Annotated in this window: 13 protein-coding genes; 2 read left to right on the top strand and 11 right to left on the bottom strand. The window is 32.9% G+C overall.

Annotated features, from left to right (window positions below):
* Positions 1-8 precede the first annotated feature (8 nt).
* Positions 9-1,475, top strand: coding sequence for a magnesium chelatase (locus WA340_RS12390; RefSeq protein WP_336129307.1), 1,467 nt, complete (start codon positions 9-11; stop codon positions 1,473-1,475).
* A 38-nt stretch (positions 1,476-1,513) separates the two neighbouring features.
* Here the strand turns inward: WA340_RS12390 and WA340_RS12385 are convergent, their stop codons facing one another.
* Together WA340_RS12385 and WA340_RS12380 are read right to left on the bottom strand one after the other, a co-directional pair.
* Complete coding sequence (locus tag WA340_RS12385; RefSeq protein WP_336129306.1) at positions 1,514-3,160, bottom strand: M1 family metallopeptidase; 1,647 nt, start codon at positions 3,158-3,160, stop codon at positions 1,514-1,516.
* 8 nt (positions 3,161-3,168) lie between these two features.
* Positions 3,169-5,379: a bifunctional alpha,alpha-trehalose-phosphate synthase (UDP-forming)/trehalose-phosphatase gene (locus tag WA340_RS12380; protein WP_336129305.1), complete on the bottom strand. Its 2,211-nt coding sequence runs from the start codon at positions 5,377-5,379 to the stop codon at positions 3,169-3,171.
* Between the two features lie 79 nt (positions 5,380-5,458).
* On the opposite strand from WA340_RS12380, the gene WA340_RS12375 reads away from it, so the two are divergent.
* Entirely contained in the window at positions 5,459-7,264 is a 1,806-nt protein-coding gene (locus tag WA340_RS12375) for a glycoside hydrolase family 15 protein (RefSeq protein ID WP_336129304.1), read from the top strand.
* 40 nt (positions 7,265-7,304) lie between these two features.
* Here WA340_RS12375 and WA340_RS12370 read toward each other — a convergent pair whose 3' ends face one another.
* From WA340_RS12370 to purL, 9 genes are all read right to left on the bottom strand, one after another.
* Positions 7,305-8,636, bottom strand: coding sequence for a M28 family metallopeptidase (locus tag WA340_RS12370; protein ID WP_336129303.1), 1,332 nt, complete (start codon positions 8,634-8,636; stop codon positions 7,305-7,307).
* A 95-nt stretch (positions 8,637-8,731) separates the two neighbouring features.
* Positions 8,732-10,540 (bottom strand): acyl-CoA dehydrogenase family protein, encoded by a 1,809-nt coding sequence (locus WA340_RS12365; RefSeq protein WP_027878615.1) that lies wholly within the window; start codon positions 10,538-10,540, stop codon positions 8,732-8,734.
* Positions 10,541-10,582: 42 nt separating this feature from the next.
* Positions 10,583-10,936, bottom strand: coding sequence for a four helix bundle protein (locus tag WA340_RS12360; RefSeq protein WP_336129302.1), 354 nt, complete (start codon positions 10,934-10,936; stop codon positions 10,583-10,585).
* 37 nt (positions 10,937-10,973) lie between these two features.
* Positions 10,974-12,164 (bottom strand): acetyl-CoA C-acyltransferase, encoded by a 1,191-nt coding sequence (locus WA340_RS12355; RefSeq protein WP_106676948.1) that lies wholly within the window; start codon positions 12,162-12,164, stop codon positions 10,974-10,976.
* 72 nt (positions 12,165-12,236) lie between these two features.
* Positions 12,237-14,645 (bottom strand): 3-hydroxyacyl-CoA dehydrogenase/enoyl-CoA hydratase family protein, encoded by a 2,409-nt coding sequence (locus WA340_RS12350; protein WP_336129301.1) that lies wholly within the window; start codon positions 14,643-14,645, stop codon positions 12,237-12,239.
* A gap of 5 nt (positions 14,646-14,650) precedes the next feature.
* On the bottom strand, positions 14,651-15,106 hold the full coding sequence (locus WA340_RS12345) for a MarR family winged helix-turn-helix transcriptional regulator (RefSeq protein WP_027878619.1): 456 nt from the start codon (positions 15,104-15,106) through the stop codon (positions 14,651-14,653).
* Between the two features lie 135 nt (positions 15,107-15,241).
* Positions 15,242-17,011, bottom strand: a complete 1,770-nt coding sequence (locus WA340_RS12340; protein ID WP_336129300.1) for an AMP-dependent synthetase/ligase — start codon at positions 17,009-17,011, stop codon at positions 15,242-15,244.
* 290 nt (positions 17,012-17,301) lie between these two features.
* Positions 17,302-18,108, bottom strand: coding sequence for an AraC family transcriptional regulator (locus tag WA340_RS12335; protein ID WP_336129299.1), 807 nt, complete (start codon positions 18,106-18,108; stop codon positions 17,302-17,304).
* 68 nt (positions 18,109-18,176) lie between these two features.
* Positions 18,177-21,851 carry a phosphoribosylformylglycinamidine synthase gene (gene purL / locus WA340_RS12330; protein ID WP_336129298.1) on the bottom strand — a complete coding sequence of 1,225 codons (3,675 nt, stop codon included), beginning with the start codon at positions 21,849-21,851 and terminating at the stop codon, positions 18,177-18,179.
* Positions 21,852-21,908 lie beyond the last annotated feature (57 nt).

Here is a 21,908-nt window from a genome sequence, read left to right as displayed (position 1 = left end):
AAGCTAAAATGAAAATAGAAAACATAACAACTTTAGGAGAATTAAAAAAATCTGGTTATCAATCAAAATCTATAAAAGATGAATTAAGAGATAATCTAATAGAAAAAATAAAAAATAAGGAAACCATTTTTAACGGTGTACACGGTTACGAAAACACAGTAATTCCAGAATTACAACGTGCCATTTTATCAAGACATAACATTAATTTGTTGGGATTACGCGGTCAAGCAAAAACACGACTTGCACGATTAATGCTGACTTTATTAGATGAATATATTCCTGTAGTTGAAGGTAGCGAGATTAATGACGATCCGTTACAACCCATTTCAAGATACGCTATTCAATTAGTTGAAGACAAAGGAGAAGATACGCCAATTAGTTGGTTACATAGAAGCGAGCGTTTTGCCGAAAAATTAGCAACACCAGATGTTACTGTAGCAGATATTATTGGTGATGTTGACCCCATAAAAGCAGCCAATTTAAAATTAAGTTATGCAGATGATCGTGTTATTCACTACGGAATGATTCCACGTGCTAATCGTTGTATTTTTGTGATTAACGAGTTGCCAGATTTACAAGCCAGAATACAAGTGGCATTATTTAATATTTTGCAAGAAGGCGATATTCAAATACGTGGTTTTAAACTAAGATTGCCATTAGATATGCAATTTGTGTTTACCGCAAATCCAGAAGATTATACCAACAGAGGAAGTATTGTAACACCTTTAAAGGATAGAATTGGCTCGCAAATATTAACGCACTATCCTAATGATTTAGAAACCGCAAAAACCATTACACAGCAAGAAGCAAAATCAGACACAAGACAACAAGAGGCTATTTACGTACCAGAATTAGCAAAAGATGTTTTAGAACAAGTAGTTTTTGAAGCACGACATAGCGATTTTATAGACGAAAAAAGTGGTGTGAGCGCACGTTTAAGTATTACAGCTTATGAAAACTTATTAAGTGCTGCCGAACTAAGAGCATTAAAAAATAATGATGAAAAAACTGCTGTACGGTTATCTGATTTTTTAGGGATTATTCCTGCAATAACTGGTAAAGTAGAATTGGTTTATGAAGGCGAACAAGAAGGTGCAGCTAATGTGGCTTATAATTTAATTGGAGAAGCTGTAAAAACATTATTTATTCAATACTTTCCTGAAATTGAAAAACTTAAAAAACAAGATGATGTTGGTCCATATGATGATATTGTATCTTGGTTTTTTAACCAATCTGATGGTTTCGAATTACTTGATGATTTAAGAGATAAAGAATATAAATCGTTACTAGAAGCTGTTTCTCCTTTAGATGATTTAATTGCAAAACACCAATCTAATTTAAGCAAAGAAGATAGCTACTTTATGAAAGAGTTTGTGCTTTGGGCTTTAGTAGAATATAAGCAATTGAGTAAATACAGATTTACAAAAGGAATTCAATTTAAAGATCCTTACGGAAGCTTTATTAAAGGTTTGTAAATAAAAAAAAAGCATCGTTATTACGATGCTTTTTTTATCTAAGACTTTATTTGTGATGATTTTATATAAAAATTGTTATTAACTCTAATTGAAGAATTTGCTGAAGGGATTTTAATAGATTTCCATTCATTAGTTGGATTGATCCAATGTTCTTTTTCATCAATATTAATTAGTAAAGTTATTTTAAAATGTTCTACAGTGTTTGAAAATCTGAATTTCAGAGTTTTATTTTCAATTTTATACTCAAACACAGGAATTTTAGTCGTGCGTAAATATTGATTAAAGAAACCTGTTAGGTCTAAACCAGTTTCTTCAGCTAAAAAATTCTCAATTTGTTGTGTTGTTACAGTTTGGTGATAGAATTTTTTATTTAAAGTTCTTAAAATCTGACGCCATTTTTCGTCGTCATTTACCATAGTTCTTAACGTATGAAGCATGTTAGCACCTTTGTAATACATGTCTCCAGAACCTTCATTATTTACATCGTATTGTCCAATTAATGGTCTGTCATTTTGTATACTTCTTCTTGTTCCAATCACATATTCTGATGCTGCTTGTTTACCATAGTAATAATCTAAAAATAAACTTTCAGAATACGCAGTAAAGCTTTCATGAATCCACATATCTGCAATGTCTACGTTCGTTATATTATTTGCAAACCATTCATGTCCGGCTTCATGAATAATGATAAAATCAAATTTTAATCCCCAACCTGTACCAGACAAATCGTTACCTAAATATCCTTTTAAATATTGATTTCCGTAGGTAACAGAGCTTTGATGCTCCATGCCTAAATATGGTACTTCAACTAGCTTAAAACTATCTTCGTAAAATGGATACGGACCAAACCAATGCTCAAAAGCTTTCATCATTTTTGGAGCATCTGTAAAGTGTGTTTTGGCTTTGTCTAGATTGTAATTTAGGACGTAATAATTCATGTCTAAATCGCCTTTTTCACCTTCATAAACTTCTGAAAAATTAGCGTAATCACCTATGTTAATATTTACTCCGTAATTATTAATTGGGTTATTTACAAACCAGTGATACGTTTTTGTTTGATCATCTTTTTGTTCAATTTTTCTAAGTCTTCCGTTGGAAACATTCATTAATTTTTCAGGCACATTTACACTAATAAGCATACTGTCTACCTCGTCATACATGTGATCTTTATTTGGCCACCAAACACTTGCGCCAAGTCCTTGACAAGAAGACGCTATAAAATGATTACCATTTTTATCTTTTTTCCAAGAAATACCGCCATCCCAAGGAGCACGAATAGCTTCACGTGGTTGACCTTCATAATAGGCTACAACGCTATTTACTTCTCCTATTTTTTGAGTGTTTTTAAGTGTGACAAAATGAGCATTTCCATCATGTTTAATATCAAGTTGTTCTCCATTTTGAGTAACTTTAGTCAACTCTAAAGGCGGTTGCAAATCTATTTGCATGACTTGATATGGTTCTAATACTTTGTATTGAATGGTGTTTTTACCCGAAATTGTTTTGGTTTCTGGTTCTACTTTTATATCCAAATGGTAATATGATAAATCCCACCATTCTCGCTCTGGTGTAATGCTTCCGCGCAGCGTATCTTGTCGTGTAAAATTTTTCTTTTTATGAAGTAATTGTGCGTGAGATATTGTAAATGCCAAACAGCAAATAGCAAAGGTGAAAATTGATTTCATTTAATAAATTATTGTTGCGTAAAATTAGCTAATAAATCTCTGACTTTGTCTGTATCTTTTACGTAATATTTTGCTTTTGTTTTTTTAAAGCCAACTTTTACAGAATAGGTGTTTTCTGGTAAATCTTCAAACATAAATTCGTCTGTCCAATCATCACCAATAGCAAACACAAAATCGTAATTAGCTTTTGTTAACCAGCGTGAAGTTGCACGACCTTTATTAACGCTACTACTTTTAATTTCGATGACTTTATTTCCTTTTAAAACAGATAGATCGTTGTTAGATATTAAATGTGTTAAAACTGTATTTAATTCTATAGTTCTTATTTGAGCTAATTCTGGATCGGCTTTGCGGTAATGCCAAGCTAACGAGTATTTTTTTTGTTCGATAAATGTTCCTGGAGTACGATCTACAAAGGTTTGAAGTATCGGTTGTATGTTATCCATCCAGTTAGTTTTTAAGATTTCTAACATTTGCCAATCGTCGTTTTTAGCCTTTAACCATACTCCGTGGTCTGTGATTAGGTTATAAGATTTGTCTGCAAACCAGTCTTCAAAAGTTTCGCGATCGCGACCACTAACAATAACCACATCTGTATGTTCTGTTTGATTTAATTGGTCTAAAAGTTGTATTAATTTATCGTCTGGTTTAGCATCTTGAGGATTGTCTTTAAACCCAACCAAAGTGCCATCATAATCTAAGAATAATAGCTTTCTTTTAGCCTTTTTAAAATCTGAAATCATAGTTGCTTGATGGTCTTTATCCATTTTTTTAGCAACAATTGTCTTGCCTATTTTTTTGGTGTCGTTTAAGGATTTCATAAACTCATCTGCCCATTTTTCTACGCTGTAACGTTGTAGACGTTTTTGAAGAATTTTTATTCTTTTAGATTGCTCTTCAGCAGGCATTTCAATAGCATGTTTTAAAGTATCAGCTAGTTGTTCGAAGTTATTAGGATTAATAAGTAATGCTTCGTTCATTTCTTTAGATGCGCCAGCCATTTCACTTAAAATCAAAACACCATCTTGGTTAACGCGTGTTGCAACGTATTCTTTAGCAACAAGATTCATTCCATCTCTTACTGGCGTAATTAATGCAATTTGTGATGAGGTATACAAGTCTATTAAATTATCAAAAGGCATAGATCTATAAAAATACCAGATTGGCGTCCAACTAACGGTAGAAAATTCTCCGTTAACACGACCAACAAGTTCGTCTGTTTCTCGTTTCAATTTTTGATATTGAGGCACATCAGAACGCGACGGAACCGCCAACATCACCAACCTTACTTTTTCTTTAAACTGCGGATATTTATTAAGGAAATATTCAAAAGCGCGAATACGATTTGGAATACCTTTGGTGTAATCCATACGGTCTATAGACAAGATTAATTTGGTGTCTGGACCAGCCTGAATATGATCGTCTAATCGTTTTTGAAGCTCGGATTTTTCAGTATTTGATTGATTTAAATGAGAAAGCGCTGCGTTATGAAATTTATTATAATCTATTCCCATTGGGAATGAATCTACCTTAACAACACGATCTAAATATGAAATTTCGTTAAACTGAACATCTAATCTTAAAATTCGTTTTACAGAACTTAAAAAGTGACGCTCGTAATCATAGGTATGAAATCCTAAAAGATCGGCACCAAGCATACCGTGCAGCAATTCTTCACGCCAAGGAAACGTTCTAAAAATTTCATAAGACGGATAAGGAATGTGTAAAAAGAAACCTATGGTTGTATTTGGTTTTTTGTCTTTAATAAGCTTTGGCAGTAACAGTAATTGATAATCATGTACCCAAACTGTGTCACCATCTTCGATATTGTCTAAAACAACATCTGCAAATTTTTGATTAACGGTTTTATAAGCTTCCCATTGGTCGTTGTCAAACTCGGTATATTCCATAAAATAATGAAATAAAGGCCAAAGGGTTTTATTGCTAAATCCGAAGTAAAAATTGTCTACATCATCTTGTGTTAACGGTACAGTAGCGCATTTTGCTTTAGTAACTTCTTTTTTAACTTGATTTGACAAGTCTTTATTTAACTCTTCTTCGGTCAATCCTGACCAACCAATCCAAATACCATTTCCTTCTTCATGAACCGATTTTAAACCGGTAGCTAAACCACCAACACTAGGTTTTATGTTTAAAGCATTATTTTCAATGTTGACTTGTAAAGGAAGACGATTAGAAACAATAATTGTTTTATTCATAAGGGTTTGCTTTGGTTTAAAGTTAAGATTTTCGTTAATTTAATGAAAAATTGATTGAAAACATTATAAAACAAAAGATTTGGGAAATAATTTAGATTACGGAATTGTAGGAAATTGTAGAAGTGCAGCATTAATATCAAAAACAGGATCTGTAGATTGGTGTTGCTTGCCAGAATTTGATTCGTCATCTGTTTTTGCTAAACTTTTAGATGAAAAAATTGGAGGTCATTTTTCTATTAATTTAGATGATAGTTATACAACTAACCAATTTTACATTGATAAAACAAATATCTTGGTTACTAGATTTAGTAATGGTATTGATGTTTTTGAAGTGCATGATTTTATGCCAAGATTTCATAAGCAAGATGGAACATATTATTATCCACCAGAATTAGTAAGATATTTTAAACATATTTCAGGTAAACCTACATTTACAGTGGATTATAACCCAAAATTAGAGTATGCTAAAGGTAAAACAGAAATTTACGTAAAAGATGATTTTATAGCTAGCCTAACTCATGGTGAAAAGTTTGATACGCTTTTTTTATACACGTCATTTGATAAAAATGCAATTGTAGATAAAAAAGAAATTACACTTAAAGAAGACGGTTACTTTTTAATAGGTTACAACGAAAAGATTTTTAACCCAACAGTAGAAAGTATTTACTTAGATCACCAACGTACCAAAGTATATTGGTTAAATTGGATAGATAAAACACCAAAATACAATATGTATAATGCACAAATTTTGCGTAGTGCATTAACGTTAAAATTACTATCCTACGATAAATCTGGTGCTGTACTAGCAGCAGCAACTACTTCTTTACCAGAAACAATAGGCGAGGTAAGAAACTGGGATTACCGTTTTTGCTGGATTAGAGATGCTTCTATGGTGATAAAAGTAGTATCACAATTAGGTCATAAAAATATGGCTAAACGCTACTTAAATTTTATTATCGATTTGATTCCTGATAAAGATGAAAAACTGCAAATCATGTATGGAATCAATAAGGAGAAAAAGTTAACCGAGTATAGTTTAGATCATTTAAGCGGTTATAAAGATTCTAAACCTGTGCGTGTTGGTAATGCTGCTTATAAGCAAAAACAAAATGATATTTATGGTATTTTAATGGATGTAATCCATCAGCAATTTGTGTCTTTTTCTTTAGACATAGAAAATACCGAAGAACTTTGGACCATTACTAAAGGAATTGTTTGGGTAGTAAACAAACACTGGAAAGAACCAGATAAAGGAATTTGGGAATTTAGAGGCGAGGATAGGCATTTTACGTTTTCTAAAGTGTTATGTTGGGTTGCTATAGATCGTGCTATTAAAGTTGCTGAAATATTAAATAAATACCATAAAGCAAATAAATGGAAAATTATTAAAGAAGAAATTAAAAACGATATTATGAGCAATGCTTGGAGTGATTCTGCTAAAGCATTTACGCAAGCTTATGGTATTGAAGATTTAGATGCTTCTGTCTTATTAATGGAACCTTATGGATTTATTGATGCTAAAGACCCAAGATATGTTAGCACGGTTAACGCAATAGAAAGAGAGTTAAGTAACGACGGATTACTTTATAGATATAAAAATAAAGACGATTTTGGTTTACCATCATCATCATTTACAATTTGTACGTTTTGGTTTATAAACAGTTTGTATAAAATAGGCGAGGAGGAAAAAGCTAAAGCTATGTTTGATAAACTATTATCTTACAGTAATCATTTAGGATTGTTTAGTGAGGATATAGACTTTAAAACAAAACGATTGTTAGGTAATTTCCCACAAGCCTATTCTCATTTAGCTTTAATTGAAACAGCGATTAACTTGTCTAATGTGACAACAGATGAAAAAGTAAAAAGTAGTATAGCTAATTAAATAAACAAAAAAAGGACTTCAAATTTGAAGTCCTTTTTTATTATCTAAATACCTTATTAGGAAAAACAACGGGACTTTCAAAACCATCTTTTCCTACAGTAGCAATCCCAAAAAAGAAGTTGTCTATAACAATGCCTTCTAAAGTAAATTCTGATACATCACCTACATATCTACTGTAATCCCAAGTAGGAGAAGTTGTGTCTCTCCAATATATTTTATAGCCAACAGCACCTTCAACTTTATCCCATTTAAATTTAGCCGAAGGTTCTACAATACCACCAATAGCAACGTTTTTTGGAGCTGGCGGCGCAGAAGCTAAACTAGCCATGTTTATAGCGTTAACAGCAGTTAGTTTTTTAGCATATTCAAAATTAACGTGTTCAATAACATCTCCATATTTAATTCCGTTTTCCTCACGAATATCTTGATGTTGTTGATTATAATTTTCATGTGCTTCCATAATTCTAATTCCTGCAAAACCTAAATCATTAAAAGGTCTGTGATGACCACCACGACCAAAACGGTCTAATCTGTAAACCATCATAGGATTCATTTCTGGCATATATGTCTTCACCGTTTTGTGTACATATCTAGCCAATTGTCTTGATATTCCGTCAACTTCACCACCATAAAAGCGTCTAAGTTGTCTTTCTCTTTCTGTTTCGTTTGCAGGAACAGGTTCAGAAAAAATTCTAAAAGTACGATTGTCTATTACTCCATCAACTCCTTTGATATTTCCTATCATGTCATTGTTAAGAATACCAATAATATCCCAATTGTTTTCTTTAGCATATTTAGCTAAACCACTACCTCCAAAAAGACCTTGTTCTTCACCAGAAAGACCTACATAAACAATACTGCTTTCAAATTGATAATTAGATAGGACTCTTGCAGCTTCAATGGTTCCTGCCATACCAGATGCATTATCATTTGCTCCAGGCGCATCTGTGGTAAAGTCCATAGTATCACTAGCTCTAGAGTCTATGTCTCCACTCATTATAATATATCTATTAGGATATTTTGTTCCTTTTTGGATAGCTACAACATTTACAACCCAAGCATCATGTGGTACACGTCGATTCCCTTCTTTAGTCACAAAGTCTTTTTGATAAAATACATCAAGACAGTTGTTACAGTTTTTAGAAATTGATTCAAATTCAGACTTTATCCAACGTCTTGCAGCACCAATTCCTCTTGTGTTAGAAATGGTATCACTAAAGGTGTTTCTTGTTCCAAAATTTACTAATGTTTGTATATCTTTCTCTATTCGTTTTGCTGAAACAGAATCGATAATATCATAAATCTTTTGGTTAGTTTGACCTAGCGAAATGTAAGCAAATAATAATAAAGGGAGAATGATTAGTTTTTTCATTTTTCTAATTTTTCTCTAAAGTACTAAAATAAAAAAGCTGATTCAAATACTTGAATCAGCCTTTTCGAAATTAAAACTAAAACTCACTTAAATTCTTAGAAACAATATTTGTTTTCTTCTTTTATTTTTTCTGCAATTTCATTGCGTAAGTCTACAATGTCTGGGTAGTTTTGGTACTTAGTAAAGCGCTTAAGTCCCATTAACATCATACGTTGCTCATCACCTTCAGCAAAAGAAATAATACTTTCTTTTCCTTTTTTCTCTATAGTTTCTACAGCGTGATATAAGTATAATTTAGACATTGCGATTTGAGCAGATTGAGACTCTTCTCCAAATCGTTTTGCGTTTTTCTCTGTACGTAAAATAGCAGATTCTGCCATGTAGATTTCAATTAAAATATCTGCAGCAGCAACTAGTAATTGTTGATGTTGCTCTAAATCTGGTCCAAATTTTTGTACTGCAGCACCAGCAACCATTAAGAAGGTTTTCTTAAGTTTTGCAATCATTTCTTTTTCTTCAGAAAAAAGCTCAGAATAATCTGGTGTATCAAAAGAAGGAATACCCATTAATTCTTCTTGAACTTTCATTGCAGGACCTAATAAGTCTACGTGACCTTTCATTGCTTTTTTAACTAACATACCTACAGAAAGCATACGGTTAATTTCGTTTGTTCCTTCGTAGATACGAGCAATACGAGCATCTCTCCAAGCAGCTTCCATTGGAGTTTCTTCAGAGAATCCCATACCTCCAAAAATTTGGATACCTTCATCTGCACAATTTTGTACGTCTTCTGATACTGCTACTTTTAAGATAGAACACTCGATAGCGTATTCTTCTACACCTTTAAGTTCTGCTTCTTGATGTGTGTTTCCTGCTTCAACACGTAAAGCGATACGGTCTTCGATATTTTTTGAAGCTCTGTAAGTTGCAGATTCACCAACATAAGTGTTAGTTGCCATTTCGGCTAACTTAATTTTTATAGCACCAAAGTCTGCAATTGGTGTTTTAAATTGTTTACGCTCGTTAGCATATTGAACAGCTGTAGTTGTGATACGTCTTTGCGAATCTAAACAAGCAGCAGCTAATTTGATACGACCAACGTTTAAGGCATTCATTGCTATTTTAAAACCTTCACCACGACCTGCTAGCATATTTTCTGCAGGAACTTCAGTATCATTAAAGAATACTTGACGTGTAGAACTTGCGCGGATTCCTAATTTATGTTCTTCTTCACCTAAAGTGATTCCGTTAGGATTGTTTTTATCATATTCTACAATAAAACCTGTGATATTCTTATCGTCTTCAATTCTAGCAAAAACAATCATTAAGTTACAGAAACCAGCGTTAGAAATCCACATTTTCTGACCGTTGATTTTGTATGTTTTACCATCTGCAGAAAGCTCTGCAGTAGTTTTACCAGAATTTGCATCAGATCCAGCACCAGGTTCTGTTAAACAATACGCACCAAACCATTCACCAGAAGCTAATTTTGGTACATACTTTTGTTTTTGTTCTTCTGTACCATAAAGTGTAATTGGCATAGTACCAATACCTGTATGTGCACCAAAAGCAGTACTAAAAGATCCAGTACCAGAAGAAATATAGTCACAAGTTAACACTGTAGATACGAAGCCCATTCCCATTCCGCCATAAGCTTCAGGAACAGCAACGCTTAAAAAGCCCATATCTCCAGCTTTACGCATTACTTCTTCTGTTAAAGCATAATCTTTAGCTTCAAAACGAGGTTTGTTAGGTATAATTTCACGGTCATTAAATTCGATAACCGAGTCTTTCATCATTTGTTGTTCTTCTGAAAAATCTTCAGGTGTGAAAATATCTTCACAATTTGTTTCTTTTACTAAGAATTGACCGCCACGTAGGATGTCTTTTTCTGTTTCTGCCATATTTTTATAAGATTAAGAGATTCAAGATTCAAGATCCAAGACTTATAAATCAAGTCTAGATTGAAATCCCGAAATCATTTTTTGTATTTGTTTTATTTGTTGTTCTAATTCTAAAAATTTTTCTTCTGTAATATAGTTTTCATTGAAAGCTACATTTAATTGTGTTTCCCATTCGAAAGCAGAACCTAAGCTGTTTTCTAAATAAATATTGAAATGCTTATCAGAGCTTTTGCTTGAACCTTCTGAAATATTTGAAGGAATAGAAACTGCACTTCGATTCATTTGACTCATTAATCCATAAGTTTCAAATTTTGGGAACGTTCTAGTAATTTTATAAGATTCAGAAACTATTCTCATGCTTTCATTCCAAATTTTTAATTTTTTAAAATTATGCATCTTCACCTCTTGTTTCTTGATTCTTAAAATCTTGTCTCTAGTTTAAAAATTCAAAAATTCCACAAGCACCTTGACCTGTACCAACGCACATGGTTACAGCACCATATTTACCTTTCATGTCACGTTTACGCATTTCGTCAAATAACTGTACTGAAAGTTTTGCACCTGTACATCCTAATGGATGCCCTAATGCTATTGCACCGCCATTAACATTAATAATGTCTGGATTTAAATCTAACTCTCTAATTACAGCTAATGATTGAGATGCAAAAGCTTCGTTAAGTTCTATTAACTCTAAATCGGATTGTTTTAATCCTGCTTGTTCTAATGCTTTTGGAATAGCTTTAACTGGTCCAATTCCCATAATTCTTGGTTCAACACCAGCAGCAGCGTAATTTACTAATCTTGCAACAGGCTCTAGATTTAATTCTTTAACCATATCTTCACTCATAACCATAACAAATGCAGCACCATCACTCATTTGAGACGAGTTACCAGCGGTTACACTTCCGTTTGCAGCAAATACTGGTCGTAATTTTGCTAAAGCTTCTACATTAGTTCCTTTTCTAGGACCTTCATCTTTTGTTACAGTGTATGTTTTAGTTGCTTTTTTACCGTTTTCATCTAAATAAATTTGCTCTACATCTATAGGAACAATTTGATCTTGAAAACGATCTTCTGCTAAAGCTCTTAAAGCTTTCATATGTGAATTGTAAGCAAATTCATCTTGATCTTGACGAGACACTTTAAATTGGTTAGCAACCGCTTCTGCAGTATTACCCATTCCCCAATAATAATCTTCATGACCATCTTTTACGGTATCGTAATTTAGTTCTGGTTTAAAACCTGTCATTGGTACGCTACTCATACTTTCTGATCCACCAGCTATAATACAATCTGCCATTCCTGCTTGGATTTTTGCAGTTGCAATACCGATAGTTTCTATTCCTGAAGAACAAAAACGGTTAACCGTTACACCAGGAACATCAACACTATTTAACCCAATTAATGAGATAAAACGTGCCATATTTAAACCTTGTGATCCTTCTGGCATTGCGTTACCAACTATAACGTCGTCAATACGTTTTACGTCTAGATTTGGTAATTCTTTCATCATGTGCTGAATCACTTCTGCACCTAACTCGTCTGCTCTTTTAAAACGGAACACGCCTCGTGGTGCTTTACCAACTGCTGTTCTGTATGCTTTTACTATATATGCTTGTTTCATTTTTTCTTTTGATTTTTAGAGCCAAGAATCAAGAATCAAGATGTCTTGTTTCTTGCATCTTGTTTCTTTTTTCTAATTTCTAAGTGGTTTTCCTGTCTTCAACATATGCTGAATTCTTTCTAATGTTTTTCTTTCAGTACAAAGCGATAAAAATGCTTCGCGTTCTAGATCTAATAAATATTGCTCACTTACTTTAGTTGGTTCTGATAAATCACCACCAGCCATAACGTAAGCTAATTTGTTAGCTATTTTTTGATCGTGTTCACTTATGTAGTGGCTTGCTTCCATTGCATCTGTTCCTACTAAGAACATACCTAATGCTTGTTTACCAAGTACCTTAATGTCTTTACGTTTTACAGGTTGCGTGTAGCCTTGATCTGCCATTAATTTAGCGTGTGCTTTAGCTGTAGCAATTTGTCTGTCTTTATTAACAACAACGATATCTTTTCCTTTTTGTAATACACCTAAATCAAATGCTTCGTAAGCTGAAGTTGATACTTTTGCCATACCAATAGTTAAGAAATACTCTTGAAGAGTATTTAACTCGACATCACCTTTTTTGAAAGTGTCTTGCGCTCTTAAAGCCATTTCTTTAGATCCGCCACCACCTGGAATTACACCAACTCCAAATTCAACTAATCCCATGTAAGTTTCTGCAGCAGCAACAACTTTATCTGCATGAAGTGATAACTCACATCCGCCACCAAGCGTCATGCCATGTGGTGCAGAAATAGTAGGAATAGAAGAGTAGCGCATGCGCATCATCGTGTCTTGGAAGTATTTGATCGCCATGTTAAGCTCGTCATACTCTTGTTCTGCAGCCATCATAAAAATCATTCCGATGTTTGCTCCAACAGAGAAGTTTGCGCCTTGGTTACCAACCACTAAACCAGCAAAGTCTTTTTCAGCTAAGTCTATTGCTTTATTTAAACCAGCAAGCACGTCGCCACCAATAGTATTCATTTTAGATTGGAATTCAACATTTAAAATTCCGTCACCTAAATCTTCAACAACTACACCAGAGTTTTTAAATACTTCGTTAGATTTTCTGATGTTATCTAATATGATGAAACTATCTTGTCCTGGTACTTTTTCTTGTGCTTTCTTATCAATATCGTAGAAATACGTAGCTCCATCTTTTACTGTGTAAAACGATGTGTTACCAGAAGCAACCATATCATTTACCCAAGCTGCTGGTGTTTTTCCTTCAGCTTTCATTATTTCAAGACCTTTTTCTACACCAATTGCATCCCAAATTTGGAAAGGACCATGTTCCCAACCAAATCCAGCTTTCATAGCATCATCTATTTTATATAATTCGTCTGAAATTTCAGGAATACGATGTGATACGTAAGCAAACATTGCTGCAAAGTTTTTGCGATAAAATTCGCCAGCTTTATCTTTTCCTTTTACTAAAATTGGAAAACGGTCGATAACTTTATCTACAGTTTTTGTTAATTCTAGAGTAGGGAAAGAGGCTCTTTTTTTAGAGCGATAGTCTAATGTATCTAAGTCTAATGATAAAATTTCGCTTTTACCATCGTCTGTTTTAACTTTCTTATAAAACCCTTGACCAGTTTTACTTCCTAACCATTTGTTTTCCATCATGGTATTGATGAAATCTGGTAATTTGAAAAGCTCATGTGCTTCGTCATCAGGACAGTTGTCGTAAATTCCGTTGGCAACATGTACTAAAGTGTCTAATCCAACAACATCTACCGTACGGAAAGTTGCCGATTTTGGACGACCAATAACAGGCCCCGTTAATTTATCAACTTCTTCAACAGTTAATCCTAATTCTTTTACTTGATGAAATAACGATTGAATACCAAAAATACCAATACGGTTACCAATAAATGCTGGTGTATCTTTAGCGATTACAGATGTTTTTCCTAAAAATTGTTCGCCATAACCGTTTAAGAAATCTAAAACGTCTTGAGATGTTTTTGGTCCAGGAATTACTTCGAATAACTTTAAGTAACGTGCTGGATTAAAGAAGTGCGTTCCGCAGAAATGCTTTTGGAAATCTTCGCTGCGTCCTTCACTCATAAACTTAATAGGAATACCAGATGTATTTGATGTAATTAAAGTACCTGGTGTACGGTGTAGTTCTAGTTTTTCAAATACTTGCTTTTTAATGTCAAGTCTTTCTACAACTACTTCCATAATCCAATCTACATCTGCAACTTTTGCAATATCATCTTCAAGATTACCAGTAGTAATTCTGTTAGCAAAATCTTTGTGATAGATTGGTGATGGTTTAGATTTTAACGATGCGGCTAATGCATTGTTAACAATGCGGTTCCTTACAACCTTGTCTTCTAAAGTTAATCCTTTAGCTTTTTCGGCATCGTTTAATTCTCTTGGTACAATGTCTAATAATAAGACTTCTACACCAATATTGGCAAAATGACAAGCAATACCGCTTCCCATAATTCCGGATCCAATAATGGCTACTTTTTTGATTCTACGTTTACTCATTTTTATTAAATGGTTTCTTTAGTATATATTTTTTTATTAGAAATTAACTCGTTTATAGTGTCTGACACTTCATAGAAATGTTTTAGTTTTTCTTCTGAAACGTGTGCTCTTACAGTTTCATTAAAAACTAAAACACGTTCTTTGGCGTCTTTTCTTTTTTCTTTTCCAAACTCAGTAAGATGAATTAAAACACCACGACCGTCGTTTGGGTTAGGTTTACGTTCTATTAAACCTAATTCTTCCATACGTTTTAATATTCTTGAAAGACTAGTTGCTTCCATGCCCATTATTGGTCCTAAAGAGGTAGAAGGTGTACCGTTTTCTTTATCGATACTTAATAATGTAAACCCTGTAGCCATAGTTGTGTCAAACTTTGCAGCTTCTTCGTTATACATTTTATTTACCGCTAACCAAGTGGTTCTTAGCATGTAATCTATCGTTCTTTCTTTTTTGTTTTGCATTAAAATTCTTTTGAAGGTTTTCAAAGATAGTAAAATTTATTATGCGTGCATAATAAATTTTAAAAAAAGATTATGATATTAACAAAAAAAGCCATCTAAATTTTAGATGGCTTCTTATTTTGTATTAAAAAATGATTAATTATAAATTTTATCGTAGAGATCTTTATAGATATTTTTAATGACGTCTCGTTTCATTTTCATGGTTGGTGTTAATTGTCCACCATCTACAGACCAAACATCTTGTGTAAGTTCAAATCGTTTAATTTGTTCCCATTTTCCGAAACTTTTATTGCAGTTGTCTATTTCTTTTTGGATACGATCTATAACTACTTGTGACGTTGCAATTTCTTTATCTGATTTACCTATATGATTATGTTTTCTATCAATCCAATCTCTTAAAAATTCAAAATTAGGTTGAATAATAGCTGCTGGCATTTTTTCGCCTTCACCAACAACCATTGCTTGTTCTATAAATCTAGACTGTTTTAGGTCGTTTTCTAATAGAGTAGGTATAACGTATTTTCCTCCAGAAGTTTTAAACATTTCTTTTTTGCGACCAGTAATTTTTAAGAAACCATCTGGATCGATTTCTCCTTTATCGCCGGTATGAAAATAATCTCCAGTCATAACACTAGCTGTTTTTTCTGGATCTTTGTAGTAACCTTTCATTACGTTTGGTCCTTTAATTAGGATTTCGCCATCTTCTGCTATTTTTACATCTACATTTCTTATCGGTTTACCAACGGTACCAACCTTAAAATGATTTTCTCTGTACATGCCTACAGAAATAACAGGAGATGTTTCTGTTAATCCATATCCTTCCATAACCTTCATGCCTGCAGCACAAAATATACGTGTTAATCTTGGTGATAATGCTGCGCTACCAGATACCATAGTAGTTAACTCGCCACCTAAAGCAGCTCGCCATTTACTAAAGATTAATTTATTAGCTATTTTTAGTTTAAACTCGTACCAAGCACCATTTTTACCGTAAGGTTCCCATTGTTCTCCTAATTCTATAGCCCAATGGAAAAGTCTGCTTTTTATACCGCTTAATTCTGTACCTTTTGCATAGATTTTGTCGTAAACTTTTTCTAGCAATCTAGGAACAACACTCATTAAATTAGGTTTAATATCTTGAGCATTTTCTGCAATTTTATCTATAGCTTCTGCATAATAAATACTTATTCCTTCATATTGGTAAAGGTAAATTAATACACGTTCAAATACATGGCAAATTGGTAAAAAGCTTAATACTTTTGTTTGACCAGTAGAAATTGGTAATCGTGGTATGCTATCTAATACGTTACTAGTAATATTATTATGACTTAACATAACACCTTTTGGTTTACCTGTTGTACCAGAAGTGTATATTATTGTAGCTAAATCATCAGGTGTTACTGCATCTTTTCTGGCTTCAACTTCTGCTTGATTACTTTCATCTTTTCCTAATTCAAAAAGTTCTGAATAGTGTTTACAGCCTTCAATATGATCAAAAGAATAAACTTCTTTAAGTTTAGTTTTATCTTTTACTTTATTTATTTTTTCTAAAACTTCTTTGTCAGACACAAAGCAGTAAATAGATTCACTATGGTTTAAAACATACTCATAATCTTCAGCCGAAATTGTTGGATAGATAGGAATATTTTGCGCACCAAGTTGTAAAACACCGATATCTACAATATTCCATTCTGTTCTGTTAGTAGAAGAGATTACTGCAATTTTATCATCTTTATTGACTCCTAATTTTAACAATGCTCTACTTAAAGCATTGGCTTTGTCAATATATTCTTTAGTAGAAGTTGCTTCCCATGTACCATTTTTTTTGGTAACTAAAGCAGCTTCTAGGTTGTGTTTTTCAAGTTGATAATAAGGAAAATCGAAAAGTCGGGTTACTTCAATCATTATATTTAAATGAATTAAGGGGAATGCAAATTATGAAAAAATGATTTAAGGTTAACAAAAATTATTAAAATTTAAATAAAGCTTTCATTTTTTTGCCAAAAAAGGAGCTGTAATTAAACAGCTCCTTGCTAACTGATTGATAGCTTAAAATGATACTTTTAATATATTTATTTAATAACTAACTATTTTTAAATGAATCCCTTAACTTTCATTTAAATTAAACAAATAGTACCATTTGATAGCTAAAGTATTGAATTTATAATGAAACAGGATGTAAATTATCGTAAAAATTAAATTGTTAAATATTTTCTTATTAAAAAATTATCTCTTTTAACGTATTCTGAAGGTTTTATTTTCATAAAAAGCTTAAAGTCACGATTAAAATGAGATAAATCATAATAATTATAAAATTCTAAAGCTTGATTAAAATCAATTTTATTACTCTCGTAAGCTTTCATTAAATGCCAAAACCTATAGAGTTTAATGTATTTTAAAGGTGTTAAGCCAACTATCTTTTTAAATTGAATCTCTAGATTTTTTTGTGATATAGTAAGAAATTCTAAAAGTTCATCTACAGTAATTCTACCTTTTTTTTGATGAATCAAATCTACTGCAATATCAACATAATTAACATTCTTATTATCAATTTTGGGCAAGTCATACATTAAACTTTCAAAGTCTAAAGCAATTTCTTTAGCTGTTTTTTTGGGATCAAATAAAGGAATGATTTTTTGATAAAATTCATTACAAAATTCTGATAATGGAATATGAGAATCTGTTATAGAAGACATTTGTTTTCCTAATACCTTGTGTAGTGTGGTTGCGCTAAAATTAGCAACAAAAACTCTAACAGGTTTTTTAGGTATAAACTGATAGGATCGGTAAGATTGACCAGATATAACAAGTCCTTTGTTAAAAAAGGACTTGTTATTAATTTTAACTTCATGTTTTACATCAGAGAAGAAATAGATAATATGACTTTGAGCTGTAGGTAATAAATCTACTACGTAAGGAAAGTCATTTTCTTCAATTTGTACTTCAACAAAAGAGCCAATAAGCTTGTTAGGCCTATGGCAATAAATTCTTTCAAACTTCATTTATAATACTTAACACACTTTTAAGTGAGTGAAATGTAATAAAAAAAGATTGAAATATTATACGGTTTTTAATTTTTTTTGTTTTCTATCCATTTTCTAGCTTTTACAAAAGCTTCTATCCAAGGGGAAACTTCATCTTTTCTGTTTTCTGGATAATTAGCCCAATTCCAAGGGAAAATAGAACGCTCTATATGTGGCATTGTTACTAAATGTCTTCCTGTTTTATCGCATAACATTGCTGTATTGTAATCAGACCCGTTAGGATTTGATGGGTAATCGTTATAAGCATATTTAGCAACAATATCATAACTGTTTTCATCTTTTGGAAGGTTAAATTTACCTTCACCATGACTTATCCAAACACCTAAAGTGCTTCCTGCTAGTGTTGATAACATCACCGAATTGTTTTTTTGTACAACTACAGAGGTGAAAGAACTTTCGTGTTTATGAGAGTTATTATGTACCATTTTTCCGTGATTTTCATGCTCTGGATTTATCAGTTCTAACTCCATAAATAATTGACAACCATTACATATACCTACAGAAAGTGTATCTTCTCTTTCAAAGAAGTTTTTAATAGCTTTATTAGCTTTGTCGTTATATTTAATTGCTCCAGCCCAACCTTTTGCAGAGCCTAAAACATCACTATTAGAGAAACCTCCAACTGCACCTAAAAACTGAATGTCTTCAAGTGTTTCGCGACCAGAAATTAAATCGGTCATATGTACATCTTTTACGTCAAAACCAGCTAAATACATAGCGTTAGCCATTTCGCGTTCAGAGTTACTTCCTTTTTCTCTTAAAATAGCAGCTTTTGGTCTATCTGAAGATTGGTTTTTGTTGTAAAAACTTAACTCGCCAGTAAAATGTTTTGGAAAATAATAGTTTAGCGGTTGTTTTGCGTAGTTTTCAAAACGTGTTTTTGCTAATCCGTTAGACGTCTGTTTTTGATCTAATAAATATGAAGTTTTGTACCACATGTCTCTTAACCTAGAAACCGTCATTGTATAGACTTCATCGTTATTTATAATGCTTAAAACATCGCTTGTGGTTGGTTTTCCTATGTTGAAAAACTCAATATTAGCGTCACTTAAAACAGTTTCTATTGAATTATCTGAAGCTTGGAATACAATTCCTGAATTTTCAGCAAATAATAACTTTAACGTGTCTTTTTCATTTAAAGCAGAAAGATCTAGCTCAGCTCCTAAATTGATATCTGCAAAGCACATTTCTAATAATGTGGTGATTAATCCACCAGAAGCAACGTCATGACCAGCAACAATTTTTTGGTCTTTTATTAATTGCTGTATGGTGTTAAACACCGTTTTTACGTAACCGGCATCTTTTACGTTTGGCGCATCATTTCCTACTTTATTTAAGATTTGAGCAAAACTACTTCCGCCTAATTTAAATTGATCTTGAGATAAATTGATGTAGTAAATATCTCCGCCATTTCTTTGTAAAACAGGCTCAATAACATTAGTAATATTATTACAGTTTGCTGCTGCAGAAATAATAACTGTACCAGGAGAAATAACCTCTTGATCAGGATATTTCTGCTTCATTGATAAAGAGTCTTTTCCTGTTGGAACATTAATGCCTAAATCAATTGCAAATTCTGAAATGGCTTGAACAGCCTCATATAATCTTGCATCTTCACCTTCATTTTTACAAGGCCACATCCAGTTTGCAGATAAAGATACCGATTGTAAACCATCTTTTAATGGTGCCCAAACAATGTTAGTCAAAGCTTCTGTAATACTATTGCGGCTACCAGCAACAGGATTTATTAATCCTGAAATAGGTGAGTGACCTATTGATGTTGCAATACCTTCTTTTCCTTTAAAGTCTAATGCCATTACACCAACATTATTTAATGGTAATTGTAATGGTCCTGCACATTGTTGTTTAGCAACTTTACCACCAACACAACGGTCTACTTTATTGGTTAACCAATCTTTACACGCCACAGCTTCTAACTGTAAGACTTGATCTAAATAATGGTAGATTTTGTCTTTATCGTAAGCGATTTCACTGTAATTAGAAGCTACAGTTTTATCTGTCATTATAGTTTTTGGCGAGCTTCCAAACATATCTTCCAAAGCTAAATCCATTGGTTTGTCTCCATTGGTTTTAGACTGGAAAGTAAAGCGGTTATCGTTAGTTACATCACCAACAGTATACATTGGCGAGCGTTCGCGCTCTGCAATTTTGTTTAAGGTTTCGATGTGCTTTTCTGCTATAACTAATCCCATTCGTTCTTGAGACTCGTTACCAATAATTTCTTTAGCAGAAAGTGTTGGATCACTAACAGGTAAAGCATCTAAGTCTATTTTTCCACCGGTATCTTCAACTAATTCGCTCAAACAATTTAAATGTCCGCCAGCACCATGATCGTGAATAGAAACAATGAAATTTTCATCACTTTCTACCATACCGCGAACAGCGTTAGCCGCACGTTTTTGCATTTCTGGGTTAGAACGTTGTACAGCGTTAAGCTCTATTCCTGAAGAAAACTCACCTGTATCTGCAGAAGAAACTGCAGCTCCACCCATTCCGATACGATAATTTTCTCCACCAAGAATTACAATTTTATCACCATTTTTAGGTGTGTCTTTTAAAGCTTGGTCTGCTTTACCGTAACCAATTCCGCCAGCTTGCATAATCACTTTATCAAAACCTAAAGCTTTAGCATCTTCTTTGTGTTCAAAAGTTAAAACAGATCCGCAGATTAACGGTTGCCCAAATTTGTTACCAAAATCTGAAGCACCATTACTAGCTTTTATTAAAATATCCATTGGTGTTTGGTATAACCATTTGCGTTCTGGAAACGCTTTTTCCCACGGACGATTGTCTTCTAATCTAGAATATGAAGTCATATAAACTGCTGTTCCGGCTAAAGGTAAAGAACCTTTTCCTCCAGCAAGTCTGTCTCTAATTTCTCCACCAGATCCTGTTGCAGCACCATTAAAAGGCTCAACTGTTGTAGGAAAGTTGTGGGTTTCCGCTTTAAGCGAAATTACAGATTCAAAATCTTTAGTTTGATAAAAATCTGGAACATCTGCACGTTTTGGAGCAAACTGCTCAACTACTGGACCTTTTATAAAAGCCACGTTATCTTTATAAGCAGAAACGATATCGTTTGGATTAGTTTCTGAAGTCTTTTTAATTAATTTGAAAAGCGATGTAGGCTTTTCTTCGCCATCAATTACAAATGTACCATTGAAGATTTTATGACGACAATGCTCGCTATTTACCTGAGAAAAACCAAATACTTCAGAGTCTGTTAACGGTCTTCCTATTTTTTTAGATACGCTTTCTAAATAGTCTACTTCTTCATCACTTAAGGCTAAACCTTCTTGAGTGTTGTAAGCAGCAATATCTTCTATGTTTTTAATGGTTTCTGGTTGAATGTTTATAGTAAAACTATCTTGATTTAAACCATTAAATTTTTCTGAAATCATAGGATCGTAATCCTTAAAATCTTGTGAGCAAGATTCAAATTCTTCAATTCTAACGATGCCATCAATACCCATATTTTGGGTGATTTCTACTGCGTTGGTACTCCATGGAGTAATCATTGCTGCACGTGGACCAACAAAAAAAGCATCTAAGGATGCTTGTTCTATTTTAGGCTGGTTGCCAAATAACCACGTTAATTTATTGATTGTTTCAGTAGATAATTCTTTTGTTGCTTGAACAGCAAATACTTTACTGTTTTGGTTTCCGAAGAAATGAATCATTATATCAGGAGTTTTGTGTTGTTTTTAAAGCATCAAATTTACATCTTTTAGTTAGAT

This window comes from Mesoflavibacter sp. CH_XMU1422-2, from assembly GCF_037029245.1.
In the GTDB taxonomy this organism is placed as follows: Bacteria; Bacteroidota; Bacteroidia; order Flavobacteriales; family Flavobacteriaceae; genus Mesoflavibacter; species Mesoflavibacter zeaxanthinifaciens.
The sequence above is the reverse complement of the archived record's forward strand: the minus strand, read 5'-3'. Positions and strand labels throughout refer to the sequence as shown.

What these genes read in the sequence shown, in the direction of transcription:
- WA340_RS12380 (WP_336129305.1), bottom strand. Translation starts at nt 5,379, where the DNA reads ATGAATAAAACAATTATTGTTTCTAATCGTCTTCCTTTACAAGTCAAC.
- WA340_RS12340 (WP_336129300.1), bottom strand. Translation starts at nt 17,011, where the DNA reads ATGATTGAAGTAACCCGACTTTTCGATTTTCCTTATTATCAACTTGAA.
- purL (WP_336129298.1), bottom strand. Translation starts at nt 21,851, where the DNA reads ATGATTCATTTCTTCGGAAACCAAAACAGTAAAGTATTTGCTGTTCAA.
- WA340_RS12350 (WP_336129301.1), bottom strand. Translation starts at nt 14,645, where the DNA reads ATGAGTAAACGTAGAATCAAAAAAGTAGCCATTATTGGATCCGGAATT.
- WA340_RS12385 (WP_336129306.1), bottom strand. Translation starts at nt 3,160, where the DNA reads ATGAAATCAATTTTCACCTTTGCTATTTGCTGTTTGGCATTTACAATA.
- WA340_RS12390 (WP_336129307.1), top strand. Translation starts at nt 9, where the DNA reads ATGAAAATAGAAAACATAACAACTTTAGGAGAATTAAAAAAATCTGGT.
- WA340_RS12355 (WP_106676948.1), bottom strand. Translation starts at nt 12,164, where the DNA reads ATGAAACAAGCATATATAGTAAAAGCATACAGAACAGCAGTTGGTAAA.
- WA340_RS12365 (WP_027878615.1), bottom strand. Translation starts at nt 10,540, where the DNA reads ATGGCAGAAACAGAAAAAGACATCCTACGTGGCGGTCAATTCTTAGTA.
- WA340_RS12360 (WP_336129302.1), bottom strand. Translation starts at nt 10,936, where the DNA reads ATGCATAATTTTAAAAAATTAAAAATTTGGAATGAAAGCATGAGAATA.
- WA340_RS12370 (WP_336129303.1), bottom strand. Translation starts at nt 8,636, where the DNA reads ATGAAAAAACTAATCATTCTCCCTTTATTATTATTTGCTTACATTTCG.
- WA340_RS12345 (WP_027878619.1), bottom strand. Translation starts at nt 15,106, where the DNA reads ATGCAAAACAAAAAAGAAAGAACGATAGATTACATGCTAAGAACCACT.
- WA340_RS12335 (WP_336129299.1), bottom strand. Translation starts at nt 18,108, where the DNA reads ATGAAGTTTGAAAGAATTTATTGCCATAGGCCTAACAAGCTTATTGGC.